This is a genomic window from Cryobacterium arcticum, from assembly GCF_003185895.1.
Classification (GTDB): Bacteria; Actinomycetota; Actinomycetes; order Actinomycetales; family Microbacteriaceae; genus Cryobacterium; species Cryobacterium arcticum.
Genome location: NZ_QHLY01000012.1, coordinates 986,840 through 1,003,526, shown reverse-complemented (window position 1 = coordinate 1,003,526; position 16,687 = coordinate 986,840). Strand labels below are relative to the sequence as shown.

General features: G+C 68.5%; 20 protein-coding genes, 2 tRNA genes and 1 riboswitch. Of the genes, 13 read left to right on the top strand and 9 right to left on the bottom strand.

Translation table 11 applies throughout. From position 1 onward, the window contains the following. Positions 1 to 51: 51 nt before the first annotated feature. On the top strand, positions 52 to 1,320 hold the full coding sequence (dinB, locus tag CTB96_RS14385) for a DNA polymerase IV (RefSeq protein ID WP_110127533.1): 1,269 nt from the start codon (positions 52 to 54) through the stop codon (positions 1,318 to 1,320). A 56-nt stretch (positions 1,321 to 1,376) separates the two neighbouring features. Further along, positions 1,377 to 1,706: a hypothetical protein gene (locus CTB96_RS14380; RefSeq protein ID WP_110127532.1), complete on the top strand. Its 330-nt coding sequence runs from the start codon at positions 1,377 to 1,379 to the stop codon at positions 1,704 to 1,706. A gap of 132 nt (positions 1,707 to 1,838) precedes the next feature. Here CTB96_RS14380 and CTB96_RS14375 read toward each other — a convergent pair whose 3' ends face one another. Beyond that, entirely contained in the window at positions 1,839 to 3,476 is a 1,638-nt protein-coding gene (locus tag CTB96_RS14375; protein ID WP_181397267.1) for an HNH endonuclease signature motif containing protein, read from the bottom strand. A 387-nt stretch (positions 3,477 to 3,863) separates the two neighbouring features. Next, positions 3,864 to 3,974: riboswitch (TPP riboswitch) on the top strand. A 31-nt stretch (positions 3,975 to 4,005) separates the two neighbouring features. Here CTB96_RS14375 and CTB96_RS14370 point away from each other — a divergent pair. From CTB96_RS14370 to CTB96_RS14350, 5 genes are read left to right on the top strand one after another with little or no spacing between them, the layout of a single operon-like run. Beyond that, entirely contained in the window at positions 4,006 to 4,659 is a 654-nt protein-coding gene (locus tag CTB96_RS14370) for an ECF transporter S component (RefSeq protein WP_110127530.1), read from the top strand. 10 nt (positions 4,660 to 4,669) lie between these two features. Further along, positions 4,670 to 6,241 carry an ABC transporter ATP-binding protein gene (locus CTB96_RS14365; RefSeq protein ID WP_110127529.1) on the top strand — a complete coding sequence of 524 codons (1,572 nt, stop codon included), beginning with the start codon at positions 4,670 to 4,672 and terminating at the stop codon, positions 6,239 to 6,241. Continuing rightward, positions 6,238 to 7,032, top strand: coding sequence for an energy-coupling factor transporter transmembrane component T family protein (locus CTB96_RS14360; RefSeq protein WP_110127528.1), 795 nt, complete (start codon positions 6,238 to 6,240; stop codon positions 7,030 to 7,032). Before CTB96_RS14365 ends, CTB96_RS14360 begins: the two co-directional genes overlap by 4 nt. Positions 7,033 to 7,039: 7 nt before the next feature. After that, on the top strand, positions 7,040 to 7,603 hold the full coding sequence (locus CTB96_RS14355; RefSeq protein ID WP_181397266.1) for a nucleoside/nucleotide kinase family protein: 564 nt from the start codon (positions 7,040 to 7,042) through the stop codon (positions 7,601 to 7,603). 9 nt (positions 7,604 to 7,612) lie between these two features. Further along, positions 7,613 to 7,879 carry a hypothetical protein gene (locus tag CTB96_RS14350; protein WP_110127526.1) on the top strand — a complete coding sequence of 89 codons (267 nt, stop codon included), beginning with the start codon at positions 7,613 to 7,615 and terminating at the stop codon, positions 7,877 to 7,879. A gap of 13 nt (positions 7,880 to 7,892) precedes the next feature. Here the strand turns inward: CTB96_RS14350 and CTB96_RS14345 are convergent, their stop codons facing one another. From CTB96_RS14345 to orn, 4 genes are all read right to left on the bottom strand, one after another. Next, positions 7,893 to 9,218, bottom strand: coding sequence for a D-alanyl-D-alanine carboxypeptidase family protein (locus tag CTB96_RS14345; RefSeq protein ID WP_110127525.1), 1,326 nt, complete (start codon positions 9,216 to 9,218; stop codon positions 7,893 to 7,895). A gap of 22 nt (positions 9,219 to 9,240) precedes the next feature. Then, a complete protein-coding gene (locus CTB96_RS14340) occupies positions 9,241 to 9,591 on the bottom strand; it encodes a metallopeptidase family protein (protein ID WP_110127524.1) in 351 nt (116 codons plus the stop codon). A gap of 67 nt (positions 9,592 to 9,658) precedes the next feature. Continuing rightward, positions 9,659 to 9,734 (bottom strand) — tRNA-His (locus tag CTB96_RS14335). 45 nt (positions 9,735 to 9,779) lie between these two features. Next, positions 9,780 to 10,400 carry an oligoribonuclease gene (orn, locus tag CTB96_RS14330; protein WP_110127523.1) on the bottom strand — a complete coding sequence of 207 codons (621 nt, stop codon included), beginning with the start codon at positions 10,398 to 10,400 and terminating at the stop codon, positions 9,780 to 9,782. 81 nt (positions 10,401 to 10,481) lie between these two features. Here orn and CTB96_RS14325 point away from each other — a divergent pair, with 81 nt between their 5' ends. From CTB96_RS14325 to nadE, 4 genes are all read left to right on the top strand, one after another. After that, a complete protein-coding gene (locus CTB96_RS14325) occupies positions 10,482 to 10,700 on the top strand; it encodes an SCO4848 family membrane protein (RefSeq protein ID WP_110127522.1) in 219 nt (72 codons plus the stop codon). A gap of 8 nt (positions 10,701 to 10,708) precedes the next feature. Further along, entirely contained in the window at positions 10,709 to 10,969 is a 261-nt protein-coding gene (locus CTB96_RS14320) for a YbbN family protein (RefSeq protein WP_110127521.1), read from the top strand. A gap of 72 nt (positions 10,970 to 11,041) precedes the next feature. Further along, a tRNA-Arg gene (locus CTB96_RS14315) sits at positions 11,042 to 11,114 on the top strand. A gap of 100 nt (positions 11,115 to 11,214) precedes the next feature. Further along, positions 11,215 to 12,036: an ammonia-dependent NAD(+) synthetase gene (gene nadE, locus CTB96_RS14310; protein ID WP_110127520.1), complete on the top strand. Its 822-nt coding sequence runs from the start codon at positions 11,215 to 11,217 to the stop codon at positions 12,034 to 12,036. Between the two features lie 100 nt (positions 12,037 to 12,136). Here the strand turns inward: nadE and CTB96_RS14305 are convergent, their stop codons facing one another. The 4 genes from CTB96_RS14305 to CTB96_RS14290 all read right to left on the bottom strand — a co-directional run bounded on the left by CTB96_RS14305 (position 12,137) and on the right by CTB96_RS14290 (position 15,348). Further along, the gene (locus CTB96_RS14305) at positions 12,137 to 12,796 is read right to left on the bottom strand and encodes a hypothetical protein (RefSeq protein ID WP_181397265.1); all 660 of its coding nucleotides are present in this window, start codon (positions 12,794 to 12,796) and stop codon (positions 12,137 to 12,139) included. A 130-nt stretch (positions 12,797 to 12,926) separates the two neighbouring features. After that, positions 12,927 to 13,745 carry an EI24 domain-containing protein gene (locus CTB96_RS14300; RefSeq protein ID WP_110127519.1) on the bottom strand — a complete coding sequence of 273 codons (819 nt, stop codon included), beginning with the start codon at positions 13,743 to 13,745 and terminating at the stop codon, positions 12,927 to 12,929. A 56-nt stretch (positions 13,746 to 13,801) separates the two neighbouring features. Continuing rightward, a complete protein-coding gene (locus CTB96_RS14295; RefSeq protein ID WP_248283383.1) occupies positions 13,802 to 14,086 on the bottom strand; it encodes a hypothetical protein in 285 nt (94 codons plus the stop codon). Between the two features lie 254 nt (positions 14,087 to 14,340). Continuing rightward, a complete protein-coding gene (locus CTB96_RS14290) occupies positions 14,341 to 15,348 on the bottom strand; it encodes an aldo/keto reductase (RefSeq protein WP_110127518.1) in 1,008 nt (335 codons plus the stop codon). Between the two features lie 281 nt (positions 15,349 to 15,629). Here CTB96_RS14290 and CTB96_RS14285 point away from each other — a divergent pair, with 281 nt between their 5' ends. Next, positions 15,630 to 16,100, top strand: coding sequence for a single-stranded DNA-binding protein (locus CTB96_RS14285; protein ID WP_110127517.1), 471 nt, complete (start codon positions 15,630 to 15,632; stop codon positions 16,098 to 16,100). A 70-nt stretch (positions 16,101 to 16,170) separates the two neighbouring features. Further along, positions 16,171 to 16,686, top strand: a complete 516-nt coding sequence (locus CTB96_RS14280; RefSeq protein WP_248283382.1) for a DUF6993 domain-containing protein — start codon at positions 16,171 to 16,173, stop codon at positions 16,684 to 16,686. The last annotated feature ends 1 nt before the right edge of the window (position 16,687 follow it).

Below are 16,687 nucleotides of genomic sequence, written 5' to 3'. Positions count from 1 at the left end.
AGGTAACTTCGAAACTAATGGTGCCGGGTACGGCGGAAGGGCGTGTGCGGGTTGAGCAGGCAGGACGGCAGTGACCGCCAGACGACTGGCGCCGACGTCGACGACACCACTGCCACCATGCTGCACATCGACATGGATGCGTTCTTCGCCTCCGTCGAACTGCTCGACCACCCCGAGCTGGTGCACCTGCCCGTCGTGATCGGGCACCGCTCCGGTCGGTCGGTGGTCACCGCCGCGAACTACGTCGCCCGCAAGTACGGTGTGAACTCGGCCATGCCCATGGCCATCGCCCTGCGCCGCTGCCCGGCCGCGATCGTGCTCGAACCGCACATGGGCCGCTACGTGGAGGTGTCCAGGCAGGTGATGGGCATCTTCACAGATATGACGCCACTGGTCGAACCCCTGAGCATCGATGAAGCGTTCCTTGACGTTGCCGGCGCCCGGCGCCTGCACGGTTCGCCGGCCGAGATTGCGCAGAAGATCCGGGCAAGGGTGTTCGCCGAAACCGGACTCACCTGCTCGGTGGGCGCCGCGTCGACCAAGTTCGTGGCCAAGCTCGCCTCCGGCCGGGCGAAACCCGACGGCCTGCTGGTGATCCCGGCAGAGAACACCATCGACTTCCTGCATCCCCTGCCCGTCGGCGCCCTCTGGGGCGTCGGCGCCACCACCGAGCAGACGCTGCTCGGGTTGGGCCTGCGGCACGTGCGCGATATCGCCCACGCGCCGCGAGAGATGCTGCAACGCGCGGTGGGGGTGGCAACGGCGCAGAAATTGCACGACTTGTCCTGGGGCATCGACCCGCGTGCCATCAACCTCGACCGCGAGGAGAAGAGCATCGGGCACGAGGTGACGTTCGAGCACGACGTGACGGATGTGGCCCGGCTGCGTAGCGAACTGTTGCGCCAGTCCGACGCCGTGGCGGCCAAGCTGCGCGGGGCCGGGCTGGTGGCCCGCACCGTGGTGCTCAAGCTCCGCTACGCCGACTTCAGCACGGTCACGCGATCCCGCACCCTCAACGAGCCCACCAACGTGGGGCGGCGGATCTACGAAGAGGTCGCGGGGAGTTTCGATGTGCTCGCCGCCCGCGGTATCCGCGTTCGGCTGATCGGCGTGCGGGCGGAGCAGCTCGGTACCGGCGACGGCGCCGGAATGGGACTCTGGGACGACGACGACGATTGGCGTGAAGCCGAACTCGCCGTCGACACCGTGACGGCCCGCTTCGGCCGGGGCATCGTGCGCCCGGCCTCGCAACTGGGTGGTGGCAGCGCGCCCAAACGGGACGTGCATCCGTTCGGCACCCCGAAGGCCACCGACGACTGATGTGACGGGGCGCGCTGTTCTGGGTCTGCGGCCGCGAGTGGGGGTAGCCTCTCAGCATGACTAATCTCGCCTTGAAGCTCGCAGAAAACGCTCGATCGATCGGTGTCACGTCGGCATACGGCGATCCCGTGCAGATCGAGGGCGTCACCATCATTCCGGTGGCCCTCGTGCAGTACGGATTCGGCGGCGGCGGCGAAGGTGGCGACGAGGAGGGCGCTGCCGGCGGTGGTGGCGGCGGTATGGCCATCCCGATCGGCGCCTACGTGAAGTCCGGTGGGGCGGCACGTTTTGAGCCGAACGTGATCTCGCTCCTCGCCGTCGGCATCCCATTCGTCTGGGTGGCCGGCAAAGCCGTGGCCCGCATCATTCGAGCGCTCAAGCGCTAGGCACGAGCGCGTCGACCCGCAGATCGCGACGCACGCGCTGATCGAGCTTCTCGAGATCCCGCGCGCCCCGCTGGTCGAGCTTGTCGAGACCCCGCGACAAGCACGTTGATCGAGCTTGTCGAGATCCCGGTGTCAGTGTTCGTGTTGTTCGAGTGCGGCGGGGCTTTTGCTGTGCAGTTCGATCAGGCTTTGTCCGGGGTCGATGGCGGCGGGTGGTCTGAGCCAGTACCGGCCGTGGTGTTCGAGGATTTGCCAGCCTTGGTTGTGCAGTAGCCGGTGGTGGGGGTTGCAGAGCAGGATGCCGAGGCGGATGTCGGTGCGGCCGTTGTCGCGTTTCCAGTGGTCGATGTGGTGGGCTTCGGTTTGGGAGGGTGGTCGGGTGCAGTCTCCCCACCTGCAGCCGCCGTCGCGGGCGGCCAGGGCGATGCGTTGCGCGGGGGTGAAGAGGCGTTCGTCCCGGCCGACGTCGAGGGGTTGGCCGTGGGGGTCGAAGGTGATGTCGACGGTACCGGAGTCGCAGATCAGGCGGTCGAGGGTTTCCTGGGAGACCGGGGCGGGGTTGCCTTCGATGTAACCGTGCCCGGTGCCATCGGGAACGGGAGCCAGGATGTCGTTCGGGTTCCGGCCGGCCGACGGGGTGGGCTGCTGGGTGGTGGGCTTTTGGGTCTTCAGGATGCGGACGGCGGGAGTGCGGCCGCCGAGCATCCGGTTCGGGTTGACAGTGCTGCCCGCTTTGATCAGGTCGATGAAGCCGTCCGCGGTGAACTGGTCGGTGCTGCGCGGGTCGTCTTGCACGGCTTGCGCCCACGCGGCCCGGTCGGGGTCGACGAAGTGCACGCCGCCGCGGCGGGGGCCGGTGAGGCTGTCGGCGACGGCGGTGATGTAGGCGCCTTGTTCGGGCGGGAAGAGCCCGTTGATGCGGACCTGGCCGGTCTCCAGGGTCCAGATTCGCAGGTAGCGGTCGTCCCAGGCTTTCTGCTCCCGTTTGCTGATGCCGGCTTCGTCGAGGCGGTCCCGCATCCGCCGTGCCCGGCGGATCAACTCGTCGATAGTGAGAGTGCGGGCGTCCTCGAGCAGAGTCGTCAGGTTCTCGGCGAGGATATCGGCGGTGACGACGGTGTCGATATCGCCCAGCCCGGTGCGGATCGCGTGTGCTTGCGCGGCGGAGAGGGTGCCGGCGGTGACGGCGTGCGCGATCGGGGTGTGCCACGGCAGCGCCGGCACCACCACCGGTGCTGCGGGCGGAACTACGTCGGCACCGCTGGGGTCGTCGCCGTTCTCGTCTCCGGTGAGGTCCAGGGTGATGTCGAGCAGCCGGCGGGCGGCTTCCGCGTCAGCGTCGGCCTGGGCGCGGGCAGCGGCGGCTTCGGCGGCGTCAGTGTCGGCGAGCATCCGGCCCACGTCGATGAGTTTCCGGGCGTCGGCTCGGCTGGCGCCGGTGAGATCTTGCATCAAGTCGCCCGGGGTGAGGAAGCCCTGCTGCTTGGCCAGGCCCTTCTGGCCCAGCTCCGGGCGGGAGCGTTCCGCGATGGCTTTGGCGACCCACACCGACCGGGTCGTGGTCAGGGTCTGCAGCCGGGTGATCTCGCGTTGCGCGGCGAGCAGATCCGCATCGGGGAGAGCATCGAAATCGGCACTGCAGGCGCCCAGCCGAGCGACGGCGCCGGCGGCGGCTACGAGCGCCTCGGCCGACGTATCGGCGTGCAGAGCGGCAGGCGCGAGCGACTCTGGCCGGGTGCCGGTGTCGAAGAGGTCTGCGATGGTAGACATATAGTGAGAATAGCTCGATGTCGTATTTTTGTGTGCTGGTTTTGCAAGATGTGGATAACTTTTTTGGCCACCGAAAGTGACCCTGGACTGGGGTTCCTCGTGGACGGGATACTGCATTCGGGTCAGGGGGTCTCGACAAGCTCGACCAGCGAGACGGGTGCGGTGGACACGATGGGTTGCGGGGTCTCGACAAGCTCGACCAGCGAGACGGGTGCGGTGGACACGATGGGTCGCGACGGTCTCGACAAGCTCGACCAGCGAGACGGGTGCGGTGGACACTATGGGTTGCCGGGTCTCGACAGGCTCGACCAGCGGAGTGGGTGCGCTGGACACGGTGGGTCGCGGGGGCTCGAGGTCTCGCCGCGAGGAGCGGGGGCACCTATACTCGTAACCGAACACGGGAGTCCGGTGAACCGGGCTGAGAGGAAGCTACTTCAGCTTCGACCGTCGAACCTGATCTGGATCATGCCAGCGCAGGGAGGCTTCTCAATCCCGTGCCCTGTTTTCATCAACGGAAAGGGCACGAACAGTGCACGCATCAACCAATCTTCTGCGCGGCTCGACCACCCGGAAGCCCCGGGTGCTGAAATGGCGGGTCGTCGACATCGTCGTGGCCAGTGTCATCGGCGTCGCGAGCGGTGTCATCTTCTGGGCCTGGGGCCTGGCCTGGTCCCCGCTGAGCGCCGTCCTCGCCTTCACGCCCGGGCTGGAGGGCCTGCTCGCCGGCGGCTGGCTGTTCGCCGGAGTGCTCGGTGGCTTGATCATTCGCAAGCCCGGCGCCGCCGTCTACACCGAGGTCGTCGCGGCCGTGGTGTCGATGCTGATCGGTACCCAGTGGGGCTTCTCCACTCTGATCTGGGGTGTGGTGGAAGGACTCGGGGCTGAGATCATCTTTGCCCTGTTCCTGTACACCAACTGGCGCCTCGGCGTGGCGCTGCTGGCAGGAGCCGGGGCCGGCGTCGCCGTTGGCCTGCTCGACACCACCTTCACCAGCTACGCGGCCCTGGATGTCGGGTACAAGGCGGTCTACATCGTCTCCGCCGTCGTCTCCGGCACGGTCCTGGCCGGATTGCTCTCCTGGCTCGCGGTGCGCGGCCTGGCCCGCACGGGGGCACTCAGCCGGTTCGCTTCCGGCCGGGAGACCGGGCGCACCGACCGGCTCGAGCCCGTATCCGCCCGGTGACCGTGACCGGATGCGCCGGCTGGCTGGCCCGACTGTGACCGGGTCACGGGTCACCGCCTCCGGATGGGGCTGGCGGCACGCCGGCCGGGCCCGGCAGGCGGTCTCCGGACTCGACCTCGACATCCGCCCGGGGGAGCGGGTGCTCGTGCTCGGGCCGAGCGGAGCGGGCAAGAGCACTCTCATGCACGCCCTGGCCGGGGTACTGGGCGACGATGAGGACGGCGACGAGACTGGCGACCTATTCGTCGACGGTCTGCGCCCCAGCCAGGCGCGCGGCCGGGTCGGCCTGGTGCTGCAAGACCCGGATTCGCAGGTTGTCCTCGCCCGGGTCGGCGACGACGTCGCGTTCGGCTGTGAGAACCTCGGCGTACCCCGCGCCGAGATCTGGCCGCGCGTGAGCCAAGCTCTCGCGGACGTCGGACTCGACCTGCCGTTGCGGCACCCCACCAGCGCGCTCAGCGGCGGCCAGAAACAGCGCCTGGCCCTGGCTGGCGTGCTCGCGATGCGTCCGGGCCTGGTGCTGCTCGACGAACCGACCGCGAACCTCGACCCCGACGGCGTCGTGGAGGTGCGGGATGCGGTTCATCGATCGGTGGAAGCCAGCGGCGCCACGCTGATCGTGATCGAGCACCGGGTGGCGGTCTGGCAGGACGTGGTGGACCGGGTGATCGTGCTCGATCCCGCCGGAGGCGTGCTCGCGGACGGCCCCGCCGGAACCGTGCTCAGCGCAGAAGGTGAACGGCTCGCGGCCGCCGGGGTGTGGATTCCGCGCTTCCCGCCGGCCATGCCGCACCGCACCGAAGCCGCGGGCGACACTCTGCTCAGCGCACAGGATCTCGCGGTGGGCCGGGTGCCGTTCGCCCGTCGACAGGCCGTGCCCGTGGCCGACGGTCTCGACCTCGATGTGCGGGCCGGGAGCACCCTCGCGATCACCGGACCCAACGGCACTGGCAAATCGACCCTCGCGCTCACCCTCGCCGGACTCCTCGCCCCGGCGGGCGGACGCCTGGCGGCGACCAGCGCGTTGGCCGCCGGCATCGGCGAGGCACCGCACCGCTGGCGCTCCCGCGACCTGCTGGAGCGCATCGGAACGGTCTTCCAGGACCCCGAGCACCAGTTCCTGGCGGGAACCGTGCGCAGTGAACTGCTGGTCGGTCCTCGCGCCCTCGGCCTCGGCGCGGCCGAACAGGCCGAACGCGTCGACGGGCTGCTCACCCGCCTCCGTCTCGACCACCTCGCCGACGCGAACCCGTTCACGCTGTCCGGCGGGGAGAAGCGCCGCCTGTCGGTGGCGACGGTCCTGGCCACCCGGCCACGGCTGCTCGTGCTCGACGAACCCACCTTCGGCCAGGACGCCCGCACCTGGGCCGAATTGGTGCGGTTGCTCGCCGAACTGCAGGGCACCGGCACCGCGGTCGTCGCTGTCACGCACGACGACCTGTTCGTGACCGCCCTGGCGGATGCACGGCTCACCCTCGTGCCCGGCGCCGGCCCTGCGACGGGACGGGTGGTGTCGACCGGACCGGTCGCATCCGCCGGCCCGTCCCGTCCGGCGCCGCCGGTCGAGGGAGGCACCCCATGAGCCTGATGACCCCGGAGATCCGGCCGAGCGCGATCGCTCGAGTGAACCCCGTCGCCAAGCTGGCCGTCGCCCTGCTGATCAGTTGCGCTCTGATGCTCTCGATCGACTGGGTGTCGGCCGCGGTCGCCCTGGCGTTGGAGGCCATCCTGCTGGCCTGGTGTGGGTTGAATGCCCGTCAGTTCTGGCTGCGCACGGCGCCGGTCTGGATCGCGGCGCCGTTCGGCATGCTGACCACCATCCTCTACGGCGAGGACTCCGGTGCGGTGTTGTGGAGCGGCGGCTGGGTGAGCATCACCGAGGGCTCGGTGGCGCTGGGTCTCGCGATCGGGCTGCGGGTGCTCGCCATCGGCCTTCCCGGCATCGTGCTGCTGGCGACCACCGACCCGACCGACCTGGGAGACGGGCTCGCCCAGGTGCTCCGCCTGCCGGCCCGGTTCGTACTGGGCGCCCTGGCCGGCCTCCGGCTGGTGGGTATGTTCATCGACGACTGGCATTCGCTCGCGTTGGCCCGGCGGGCCAGGGGAGTGGGCGACGGCGGCGGGCTCAGGGGCAAGGCAGCCCGGTTCCGCTCCCTCGCCTTCTCGCTGCTGGTGTTGTCGGTGCGGCGGGGCAGCAAACTCGCCACCGCCATGGAAGCGCGCGGCTTCGGCAGCGACGAACCGCGCACGTGGGCCCGGGAATCGGTGTTCGGCCGGCGCGACGGCCTGGTTGTACTGATCGGGGTGGCCATCGCCGCCGCGTCGATCACCGCGGCGATTCTGGCGGGGACGTGGCACTTTGTGCTCGCCTGACCGATTGGTGACGCCCGTGCTGGCCGCCGTTCGCGGCCTCGGCCGGCATCCGGTCGGCGACCGGGCCGTTGTGCTCATCGACGGACCCAGCGGGGCCGGCAAGAGTACCCTCGCCGATGCCGTGATCGCCGCCTGGCCCGGGCCGCGGACACCAACCCTGGTACGTCTCGACGACATCTATCCGGGCTGGGGCGGCCTGGATGCCGCGATCACCGCGGTCGGCGGCCGCCTGCTCACCCCGCGCCGCACCGGGCTCGTCGCGGGCTGGCAACGGCACGACTGGCTGGCCGACGCCCCGGCCGAATGGCACAGCGTCGACCCGGACGCACCGCTGGTGATCGAGGGCTGCGGTGCCCTCGCCCGGGCGCACGCCGGGCTCAGCGACGTGCGGGTGTGGCTGGATGCCGATGACGGCATCCGCAAGCAGCGCGCGTTGGCCAGGGACAACGGCGTCTTCGAGGAGCACTGGGACCAGTGGCAGCGGGACTGGGCGGCCTACCAGCTCAGGGAACGGCCGGAGCAGACCGCAACCGTGCGATTGGTCGCGACGCCGGACCCGGCCCCGCAGTAAGTTGGGGGTATGACTACCCCGCAGAGTGGCAATGAGAACACTGAGTACACCGTGGAGTTCGTGGACGGCCCGCTCGAGGGCCAGACCGACACCCGGGTGCTCCTGCACGGCACGCACGATCCACGGATCAGCATGGTCGCCGCCGTCGACAGCATGGAATCGCTGTTCTGGTACGACGAGGTCGATTCCCGCGAGGTACAGGGCAAACTGCACGTGCGATACGCCTTCGACTCCGGCGACAGCGACCCGGTCGAATCCAACGACGAACCGGACTGATCCGCCCGCTCCGCTACTGAGCGGCGATGAGCGCGCTGATCAGGGGCACGGGGTGCAGCAACCGCCAGCCCGGACCGGGGTCGGTCAAGCTCGAGTCGAGCTCGAGGCTCGAGGAGACACTCTCGCCGAAGGCATCGACGGTGACTCGGCCGACCTTGCTGCCCGCGCGCCCCGTCGTGACATCCTCGATGTCCACCTCGGCCTCGCCGGGCGTCGCGGCCTGCCAGCCGAACCGGGTCTTCGGTGTGCCGACCACGGCATCCGCCGAATCGCCCCAGGCGGTGGTCAGGGTGGCGTAGGCGGCGCCCTCGGCCAGCACGGGAAGCTCAGTGACCCCGGCCCTGGCCGAGGCCATCAGCGCCGTGAGGTCGGCCGTGAGGGTGTCGTAGTCCGGTTCGCCGATGAACGCGCCTGCGAAGGTGAACGTCTTGCCCTGGGCGTCCACCGTGCCGGTGAAGAGGAAGCAGACACCGCCCTCGTCGGTGTAGCTGCGGGAAATCCCGGTGATGCCCTCTTCGGGCAGGTAGGCGGTGGTGTTGTTGACACCGCGTTGGTTCACCAACGCCGAGGCGGGGTTCTGGATGATGTCGGACACGATGGGGTTGGTGGCCGCCAGCCCCGCGAGCCTCGCGAGATCCGCTCCGGTGCCGGCACTGCCCTCGAGTAGCCCGTTGGCGTCCACGACGGTGGTGTCCGGCATGCCGTTCGCCGCCAGCCAGTCGTTCGCGGCAGTGAGGTAGGCGTCGACGGAGCCGAAGGCCCAGCGAGCCAGGGTGTCGGCGTGGTTGTTGCTCGAGCCCAGGATGAGGGCCTGCAACATCTCCCGTTGGGTCCAGGACTCGCCCGAGAAGACGATGACAGTGCGGGCACCTTCCGCGGTGTAGTCCAGGTAGTCCTGGTAGTCGGCGGTGACGAGGGAGTACGCCGGACCGGGCTCGTCCAGCTTGAGCGGCTTGGCGTCGAGCACCACGAGCGCGGTGATGATCTTGGCGGCGGACGCCATCGGCAGCGCGTCAGCGCCACCGCCGACCGCGATCGGCGTCTCGCCCAGGGCCGGGGTCTCTGCTGTATTAGCCGTGGTGGTAGCCGCTGTGTCATCGGTACCGGCCGTCGCGTCGTCGGCCGGCGCCTCCAACGGGGCGATGGCCAGGACGCCGCTGGTTCCCGCGACGGGCAGCGCCGGGGTCGACGCGGCGACGGCCGCGGCCGGCACGCTGAGGGCGACCTCAGCGGCGGGCAGCGGACCGAGCAGGGTGGCAGGACCGTACACGCCGATGGCGAGGATCACGAGTGTTCCCACCGAGATTCCGATCACACGGCCGGGTCGAAATCTGCTCATGGTTCAGGGTAGCCGACCGGCGTCACGCCCAGCCCAGCTCGTGCAGCCTGTCGTCGTCAATGCCGTAGAAATGGGCGATCTCGTGCACCAGGGTGACATGCACTTCGTCGCGGAGCTCATCGAGATCCGCGACGATGGCCAGCAGCGGCTCGCGAAAAATGATGATCCGGTCGGGCATCTCGCCGAAGCCGTACTGCCCGCGTTCGGTCAGGGCCACACCGTCATAGAGGCCGAGGGTGTCGAGGCTGCCGTCCTCCGGCCGATCCTCCACCACGAAGATGAGGTTGTCGAGGCCGTCGACCATGTCGTCGGGGAGCAGGTCGAGTTCGTCGATGACGAGACGTTCGAAGTCGTCGTGGCTGAGCGTGAGCATCTCTTCAGCATGACACGCGTTAAAGCCAAAAGTCCCGGCTGCTCTCGCAACCGGGACTTTCGTTACTTGGGGTGAGTAACGGGGCTTGAACCCGCGACCTCCTGGACCACAACCAGGCGCTCTACCAGCTGAGCTATACCCACCATGTGCTGCTTCACCGTGCCGGCGAAGGCAACTCAAGAATTCTATTACACGTTTGAGGTGAAGTTGTTCACAACGGCCGCTGCGTGCGATTTTGCTTCGGCACTTGTGGGTCCGGGATCGGCCACGAAGACGCTCTGACGGTAGTAGGCGAGCTCGCGAATCGATTCCAGGATGTCGGCGAGAGCACGGTGGCCGCCGTCCTTGGCAGGGGCGTTGAAGTACGCGCGCGGGAACCAGCGGTGCGCGAGTTCCTTGATCGATGACACGTCGACGTTGCGGTAGTGCAGCTGCTTGTCCAGGCGCGGCATGTACTTGGCCAGGAACGCGCGGTCGGTGCCGATCGAGTTTCCGGCCAGCGGAGCGCGCTGGTCTTCTGGCACGAAGCGCAGGATGTACTCGAGCACCTGGTATTCGGCCTCGGCCACGCTCACGCCCTGGGGAATTTCTTCGATCAGGCCGGACGAGGTGTGCATATTGCGCACGAAATCGCCCATGTTCTCGAGCGCGGAAGAATCGGGCTTGATCACGATGTCGAGGCCCGGGTCGAGAATGTTGAGGTCGAAGTCGGTGACGACCACCGCAATCTCCACAAGTTCGTCGCTGTTGATGTCGAGCCCGGTCATTTCACAGTCGATCCATACCAACCGGTCACTGCTGTTTGTCATGGCCCGAGTCTAGCGGTGGGCCCGGACAGCGGCCCCGGACGGCCGCCCGCCACTGTGCTGTTGGCTCGTAGAATTGCCGGGATGCTTACAACACTCGCGATTCTGCTCCTCGTCAACGCCGTCTGGAATGTCGTGGTCTGGCCGCGCTTCTACAAGCGGGTCAGCCAGGATGCGCGGGCACGGGACGCTGCGGGCAAGCCCACTTCATTCCTCATCGTGCACTCCGTGTTGGTCGGGGTGTCGCTGCTGTTGGCCGCGGTCTCCGCCGTGGTGGGCATCATCGCGCTTGTCAACGGTTAGGACCGGTCATGGAACTCGTCTTCTTCTCTTCGGCCTTTTGCGAACCGTGCCTGCAGACCCGGGCGATCCTGGCCGAGGTCGAACGCCTGGTTCCGGCCGCCACGGTGCGGGAATTGGATGTGGCCCGGGACAACGCCGAAGCCGAGGCCGCGGGCATCCGCAACACGCCCATGATCATCGTGCGCGACAGCTCCGGCACCGAGGTCTTCCGGGCCGGTGGTGTCCCCACGCTCGCCCAGGTGCTGGTGGCGACGGCCAAGGCCCTCTGACGCACCGGCGCCCTCGCCGCGCGGCAGAGACTCCCGTCCCCGCGCGACTGCGGTATCGTTGAACCGCTATGCGCCCCCGTAGCTCAGGGGATAGAGCAGGAGCCTTCTAATCTCTTTGTCGCAGGTTCGAATCCTGCCGGGGGCACAGCACAACCCCGCCGGCCTCGCGCCGGCGGGGTTTTTTCCGCTCGCTGACCGGGCAGATGTGCACTGCAGCGCTTGCGCCGAGTTGCTAGATTCGTTGCATGCGAGAGAACCAGGCGCGAATCATCGCGGCACTGCACGTGAGCCCATCCATCAACCCGGCCGCCGAGATTCGCCGCCGCGTCGACTTCCTCAAGGACTACCTGCTTGCCAGCGGCGCCAAAGGCCTAGTGCTGGGCATCAGCGGCGGCCAGGACTCGTCGTTGGCCGGCCGGTTGTGCCAGCTCGCGATCGAAGAACTCACCGTGGAAGGGCACGCCCTGCGCTTTGTGCCGGTGCGCCTGCCCTACGCCGTTCAGCGCGATGAGGACGACGCCCAGCTCGCCCTCGAGTTCATCGCGCCAGAGGCCAACCTCGTCTTCAACATCCAGCGCGCCGTGGACGGATTCGAGGCCGAATTCGCCGACAGCACCGGCATCCCACTGCCGGACTTCGACAAGGGCAACGTCAAGGCACGCTCCCGCATGATCGCCCAGTACGCTATCGCCGGTGCCTACGGGCTGCTGGTTGTCGGCACCGACCATGCCGCGGAGGCCGTGACCGGTTTCTTCACCAAGTACGGCGACGGCGGCGCCGACCTGCTGCCCTTGACCGGTCTCACCAAACGGCAGGGTCGCGCGCTGCTGATGGAGCTGGGCGCCCCAGAGCACCTGTACCTCAAGGCGCCCACCGCCGATCTCCTCGACGACAACCCCGGCCAGACCGATGAGGCGAACCTGGGCATGCAGTACGAGCACATCGACGACTTCCTCGAGGGCAAGGAGGTTGCCGCCTCGGTGGCCGAGGCCATCGAGCGCCGATACCTGAGCACCGAGCACAAGCGCCAGGTGCCGGCCTCACTGTTCGACGACTGGTGGAAGTGACCCGAGCCGTCTGACCGTCGCGCCCCGCGCCATCCGGACGCAGCAAAAACCCCGGCCCGCTCGAAAGCGGGCCGGGGTTCTTGTTGCCCGAAGGGCTGGGTCAGGAGTTCGGCACCGTTGCCGGTCGAACTTCGAGTGCCTGCACGTCGTCGAGCAGGCGCTGGGTTTCGGTCGACGGCGAAGCGGTCGGTGCCGGCGTGTAGCCCAGCGGCTGGGAGGCAGGAGCAGCGGCCGGAGCCGACGGCGTCGCGAACTGGTCGTGATGCTGCTGCGCAACCCAAGCGTCCTGCTCGGCCAGCAGGTTCTTCTCGGTGGGACTGCCCTGCGTCTTCCACCGGTCGAGGTCGCCCTGGAAGATCTTGCGCGCCCGGGACGGCTTGTTCTGCCAGTCGATCAGGCGGTCACGGAACTCCACCAGGGCAGGTTCGAGCTGGTAGCCGAACGTGGCCGACGTGCGCTTGAGCTCGGCGAGTTGGTGCGCGGCCCAATCCGCGGCGATGCTCGAGCCCTTGATGGGAAGCAGGCGCACCTGGATGTCGGCCATGCCCACGGCGCGATCGTTGAGCACCTGCTCCTGGGGGGTGAGTGAGTTCCACACGGATGCCTCGGTTGCGGCGTCCACGATGGTTCCGATGGCGGCAGCCTTGAGTTCGCGGTCGTGCTGTGCGAGCAGGCGCTTGATCGCACCACGTGCGATCCAGGCGGCCAGAAGACTGGCCACGATAATGGCGACAATCAGCACCACGGCGCTGAAAATCACGGGCTGGTTCCTGGTCGCTGAGAGCCAGGTTACGAAATCATTCCACCACTGCATGTGCGGAACGATACCTCGTGCCCGGGCGCATCGGCGGGAGCCGTGGCGGCGTGGCCGAATCGCGCGACGAAGGGACTCAGCCGGCCGGCGGGCCAGCGGGGGCGCCGAGCGTGTCGCGGCTGAGCATGGCGGCGCCGGCGACGGCCGAGGGCATGGTCACGACAGCCACGAAGGGCACCAGGAAGAGCAGGTAACACGCGGCGCCGAATCCCACCGCAACCGGGCGGCGGGCGCGGAGCGCGCGCCGCCGTTGCCGCACGGTGTAGCCGCGGGCGTCGAAGGCAAAGCCGGTCAACTCAACGCTGAGCAACCAGCCGCCCAGGAGCGCACCGAGCACGATTGCGAAGGCGGGGCCGACGAGGGGGATGAAGCCGCAGGCCAACAGCAGGATGCCTACCCCGATAGCGGGCACGAGCAAGCGAATCGCATCACCGATGGCCCGCCACAGGCTCCGCCAGAATCCACGTTCCGGCGCGATGGGCGGGTCGCCGAGGGCGGTTTCCACGGCGCGCCAGATGCGTTCGTAGAACGGGTCGCCCACGAGCAGCGTGACGGCGGTGAAGGTATAGACGACCGCGAGCGCAGCCACGGTCAGGAAGATCAGGGCCGCCGCGAGCCGGGCGGACACCACCAGGGGCTCGGCCCAGTCGTTGGCGAACGGGGTGGCCCAGACCACCATCGTGTCGAGGTTGAGAATGAGGAAGACGATGCCGACCAGATAGACCGCGCCCACGAGCAGGGCCGGCAGCGCGCCGAGCAGCATCAGGCGCGGTGAGGTGGCCCACATGCCGAAGCCGCGGCCGAGGTACCCGATACCGGTGAAGAACCCCGACACGGCGCCAGGGCGGGCGGAAGTGACCGGGGAAACGGTGCCTGGTTCGGGCTGGGGCAACATCGTCCCAGAGTAGCCGGGCCCGGCCTACCTGGCTCGGCCCGCCGGGCACGACATGCTCAGCGGAAGCAGTCCGCCGCCTCGTCGATGCGCCAGAACGCGCCCAACTCGATCCGCCGGGTCGACATCACCAGGCGTCTGGCCAGGTACCTGTCGCCGTCGGTCTGGGCTTCGCGTTCGATGTGGCCGAGCACGGCGCCGGAGCGGTCGACGACCCGCCACAGGCCGTCCCGTACGGCCACCAAGCTGGGCCCGTTGCGTTGACCGGCCACCGTGGGGCTGCCGGGCACCGCTGAGGCGTGCGCCACGGTGCTGGATCTGGTCTGCATGTTCAACGTGATCACGGTGTTCTCCCAACGAGGTGTTGCCGGCGCTGCGTGTTCGCACGAGCGATGCCTTCACGGTAGAACCGACCACCGACATCCCAGCGACATCCCCGCCACGGCCATCCGTCGCCCCCTCGCTTAACGCGATCGCCCGCGCCCTTACTGCCGCCCAAGCGGACATGTGCGGCCGGTGGGCCGGGCGCACATGTCCGATCGGGAAACAGTTATGGGTCGCGGGCGATGCGCAAGCGGATGCGCGCGGGCGGGCCGGGTTAGTTCATGCCGGTGCCGTGCACGGCGTACGGCTCGATGCTGGCGATCTCGTCGGCGTCGAGCGCCGGCGCCTCGAGCGCGGCAACGGTGTTCTCGAGCTGGCCGATGCTGCTGGCGCCCACGAGCACACTGGTGACCTGCGGCTGGCGCAGGATCCAGGTGACGGCGAGCTGGGCGAGCGTCTGGCCACGGTCGGCGGCGATCGTGTTCAGCGCTCGGGCACGCTCCAGGTAGGTCTCGCTGAGCGAGCTTTCGTTCAGGAACCGGCTCGTGGCCACGCGGGAGTCAGCCGGCACGGTGCCGCCGAGGTAGCGGTCGGTGAGCAGGCCCTGCGCGAGCGGGGAGAAGACGATGCTGCCCATGCCGAGCTGGTCCAGCACGGGGAACAGGCCGTCTTCGATGTGGCGGTCGAACATCGAGTAGCGCGGCTGGTGGATGAGCAGCGGAATCTTGTGTTCGGCCAGCGCTGCGTAGGCGGCGACGGTCTGCTCCGGGGTGTAGTTGGAGATGCCGGCGTAGAGCGCCTTGCCACTGGTGACGGCCGTGGCCAGGGCGCCCATGGTCTCTTCGATCGGGGTCTGGGGATCGGGACGGTGGGAGTAGAAGATGTCGACGTAGTCCAGGCCCAGGCGGCCCAGGCTCGCATCCAGCGAGGAGAGCAGGTACTTGCGCGAACCGAAGTCGCCGTAGGGGCCCGCCCACATGTCGTAGCCGGCCTTGCTGGAGATGATCATCTCGTCGCGGTACGGGCGGAAGTCTTCAGCGAAGATGCGCCCGAAGTTGGTCTCGGCCGAACCGGGAGGCGGGCCGTAGTTGTTGGCGAGGTCGAAGTGAGTCACGCCGAGGTCGAATGCCCGGCGCAGGATGCCGCGCTGGGTGTCGATCGGACGGTCGTGGCCGAAGTTGTGCCACAGCCCGAGCGACAATGCGGGGAGTTTCAGGCCGCTCTGCCCGGTTCGGCGATACGGCATATCGGAATAACGGTTGTCGGAAGCAACGTAGGTCATGCTGCAACTCTAAAGCCGGACAAACCCGAGATCCGCACGAGTTCCCTCCGGTTTCCGGGGTGAGCGGGGGTGACCGCCGGCCCAGACCTGCGGCCAGTGCGGGGCGCTCCTCCACAGCCTGGCTGAGTCATCCCACTCCACCGCCGCAGCGTGGACGTGATGCCGCACAAATCGTGCGGGCAGGCTGTCGTCAGCGCGGCTCCGGTCACGAACCCGGCACGAGGACTGACCGGGGTCGCGCCTTCCGCCCGACCAGCCTCGTGCCGCTTGGAGAGTGCACCATGACCGACACCATCGCACTGGCCGGAATCGTGGCCACCAGCCCCCGGCATCTGGTGACAAGCACCGGCCTGGCCATCACCTCATTCCGGCTCGCCTGCCGCCAACGCCGCTTCGACCGGGAGCGGTCCGCCTGGGTGGATGCCGACACCAACTGGTACACAGTGTCAGCGTTTCGGCAGCTGGCCCACAACGTGGAGCGCTCGGTGCAGAAGGGCGAGCACGTTGTCGTGAGCGGTCGGTTGCGCATCCGTGACTGGGAGAACCAGGACCGCAGCGGCACCTCAGTAGAGGTGGAGGCCGACGCCATCGGCCACAACCTGGCCTGGGGGACCACAACCCTGGTGCGCACCGCGGCACCGGCCGAGACCGAGCAGCGTGACGCTCAGCCCGCCGGCCCGGTGCAGGCCGGTGCCGGGGCAGGCGGCGGAGCCGGTTCAGGCGAGACCGAACTGGAAACATCGCCAACATAGACTCGTACTCTCGGTCGCAGGGTGCGGCCGTGGGGGAGGACGACGCGTGGCCCGGTATACCGACACTCGCTTGACGGGAACGCGCCCTGCGCACACCCCGGCCTGGCCCTGGCCCGTGCGGGCCGGTTGGGCGCTGTGCCTGGTCGTGGGGCTCGGCCTGACCGGCTGCGCCGGCAGCGCGCCCGCCGCGGAGCCGACCCCGTCGGCATCCGCGACGACCCCTGCCACCGCGGAAGCCACGGCACCCACCGCTCCTGCGCTTGAACCGATCGGCACCGCCACCGACAACCAACCGTTCTTCGACGCCGTGATCACGGCGGCCCTCGCAGCCGATCCGAACCAGGGCGGCCGTGGGTATATCGACGCGCTGAGCGCCGCCGGATTCGACAAGGCGCAGATGGAAGTCACCGCCGACACCACCACTGAGGGAAAGCCCGCAGACTCGATCCAGTTCTCCGTGCGTTTCAACGGCGAATGCATCGTCGGCCAGAACGGCCCGTCCTCTGGCGGGTACCACAGCATGGTCGCGCCCATCCTGGGCAGTGAAACGTGTCTCGTGGGTGCCACGCGCCAAATAGACTGGTAAA

Excerpts from the sequence above, each read along its gene's own strand:
- CTB96_RS14285 (WP_110127517.1), top strand. The coding sequence starts at position 15,630 with ATGACCGACACCATCGCACTGGCCGGAATCGTGGCCACCAGCCCCCGG.
- nadE (WP_110127520.1), top strand. The coding sequence starts at position 11,215 with ATGCGAGAGAACCAGGCGCGAATCATCGCGGCACTGCACGTGAGCCCA.
- CTB96_RS14375 (WP_181397267.1), bottom strand. The coding sequence starts at position 3,476 with ATGTCTACCATCGCAGACCTCTTCGACACCGGCACCCGGCCAGAGTCG.
- CTB96_RS14360 (WP_110127528.1), top strand. The coding sequence starts at position 6,238 with ATGAGCCTGATGACCCCGGAGATCCGGCCGAGCGCGATCGCTCGAGTG.
- orn (WP_110127523.1), bottom strand. The coding sequence starts at position 10,400 with ATGACAAACAGCAGTGACCGGTTGGTATGGATCGACTGTGAAATGACC.
- CTB96_RS14320 (WP_110127521.1), top strand. The coding sequence starts at position 10,709 with ATGGAACTCGTCTTCTTCTCTTCGGCCTTTTGCGAACCGTGCCTGCAG.
- CTB96_RS14325 (WP_110127522.1), top strand. The coding sequence starts at position 10,482 with ATGCTTACAACACTCGCGATTCTGCTCCTCGTCAACGCCGTCTGGAAT.
- CTB96_RS14290 (WP_110127518.1), bottom strand. The coding sequence starts at position 15,348 with ATGACCTACGTTGCTTCCGACAACCGTTATTCCGATATGCCGTATCGC.
- CTB96_RS14345 (WP_110127525.1), bottom strand. The coding sequence starts at position 9,218 with ATGAGCAGATTTCGACCCGGCCGTGTGATCGGAATCTCGGTGGGAACA.
- CTB96_RS14340 (WP_110127524.1), bottom strand. The coding sequence starts at position 9,591 with ATGCTCACGCTCAGCCACGACGACTTCGAACGTCTCGTCATCGACGAA.
- CTB96_RS14350 (WP_110127526.1), top strand. The coding sequence starts at position 7,613 with ATGACTACCCCGCAGAGTGGCAATGAGAACACTGAGTACACCGTGGAG.
- CTB96_RS14365 (WP_110127529.1), top strand. The coding sequence starts at position 4,670 with ATGCGCCGGCTGGCTGGCCCGACTGTGACCGGGTCACGGGTCACCGCC.
- CTB96_RS14300 (WP_110127519.1), bottom strand. The coding sequence starts at position 13,745 with ATGTTGCCCCAGCCCGAACCAGGCACCGTTTCCCCGGTCACTTCCGCC.
- CTB96_RS14380 (WP_110127532.1), top strand. The coding sequence starts at position 1,377 with ATGACTAATCTCGCCTTGAAGCTCGCAGAAAACGCTCGATCGATCGGT.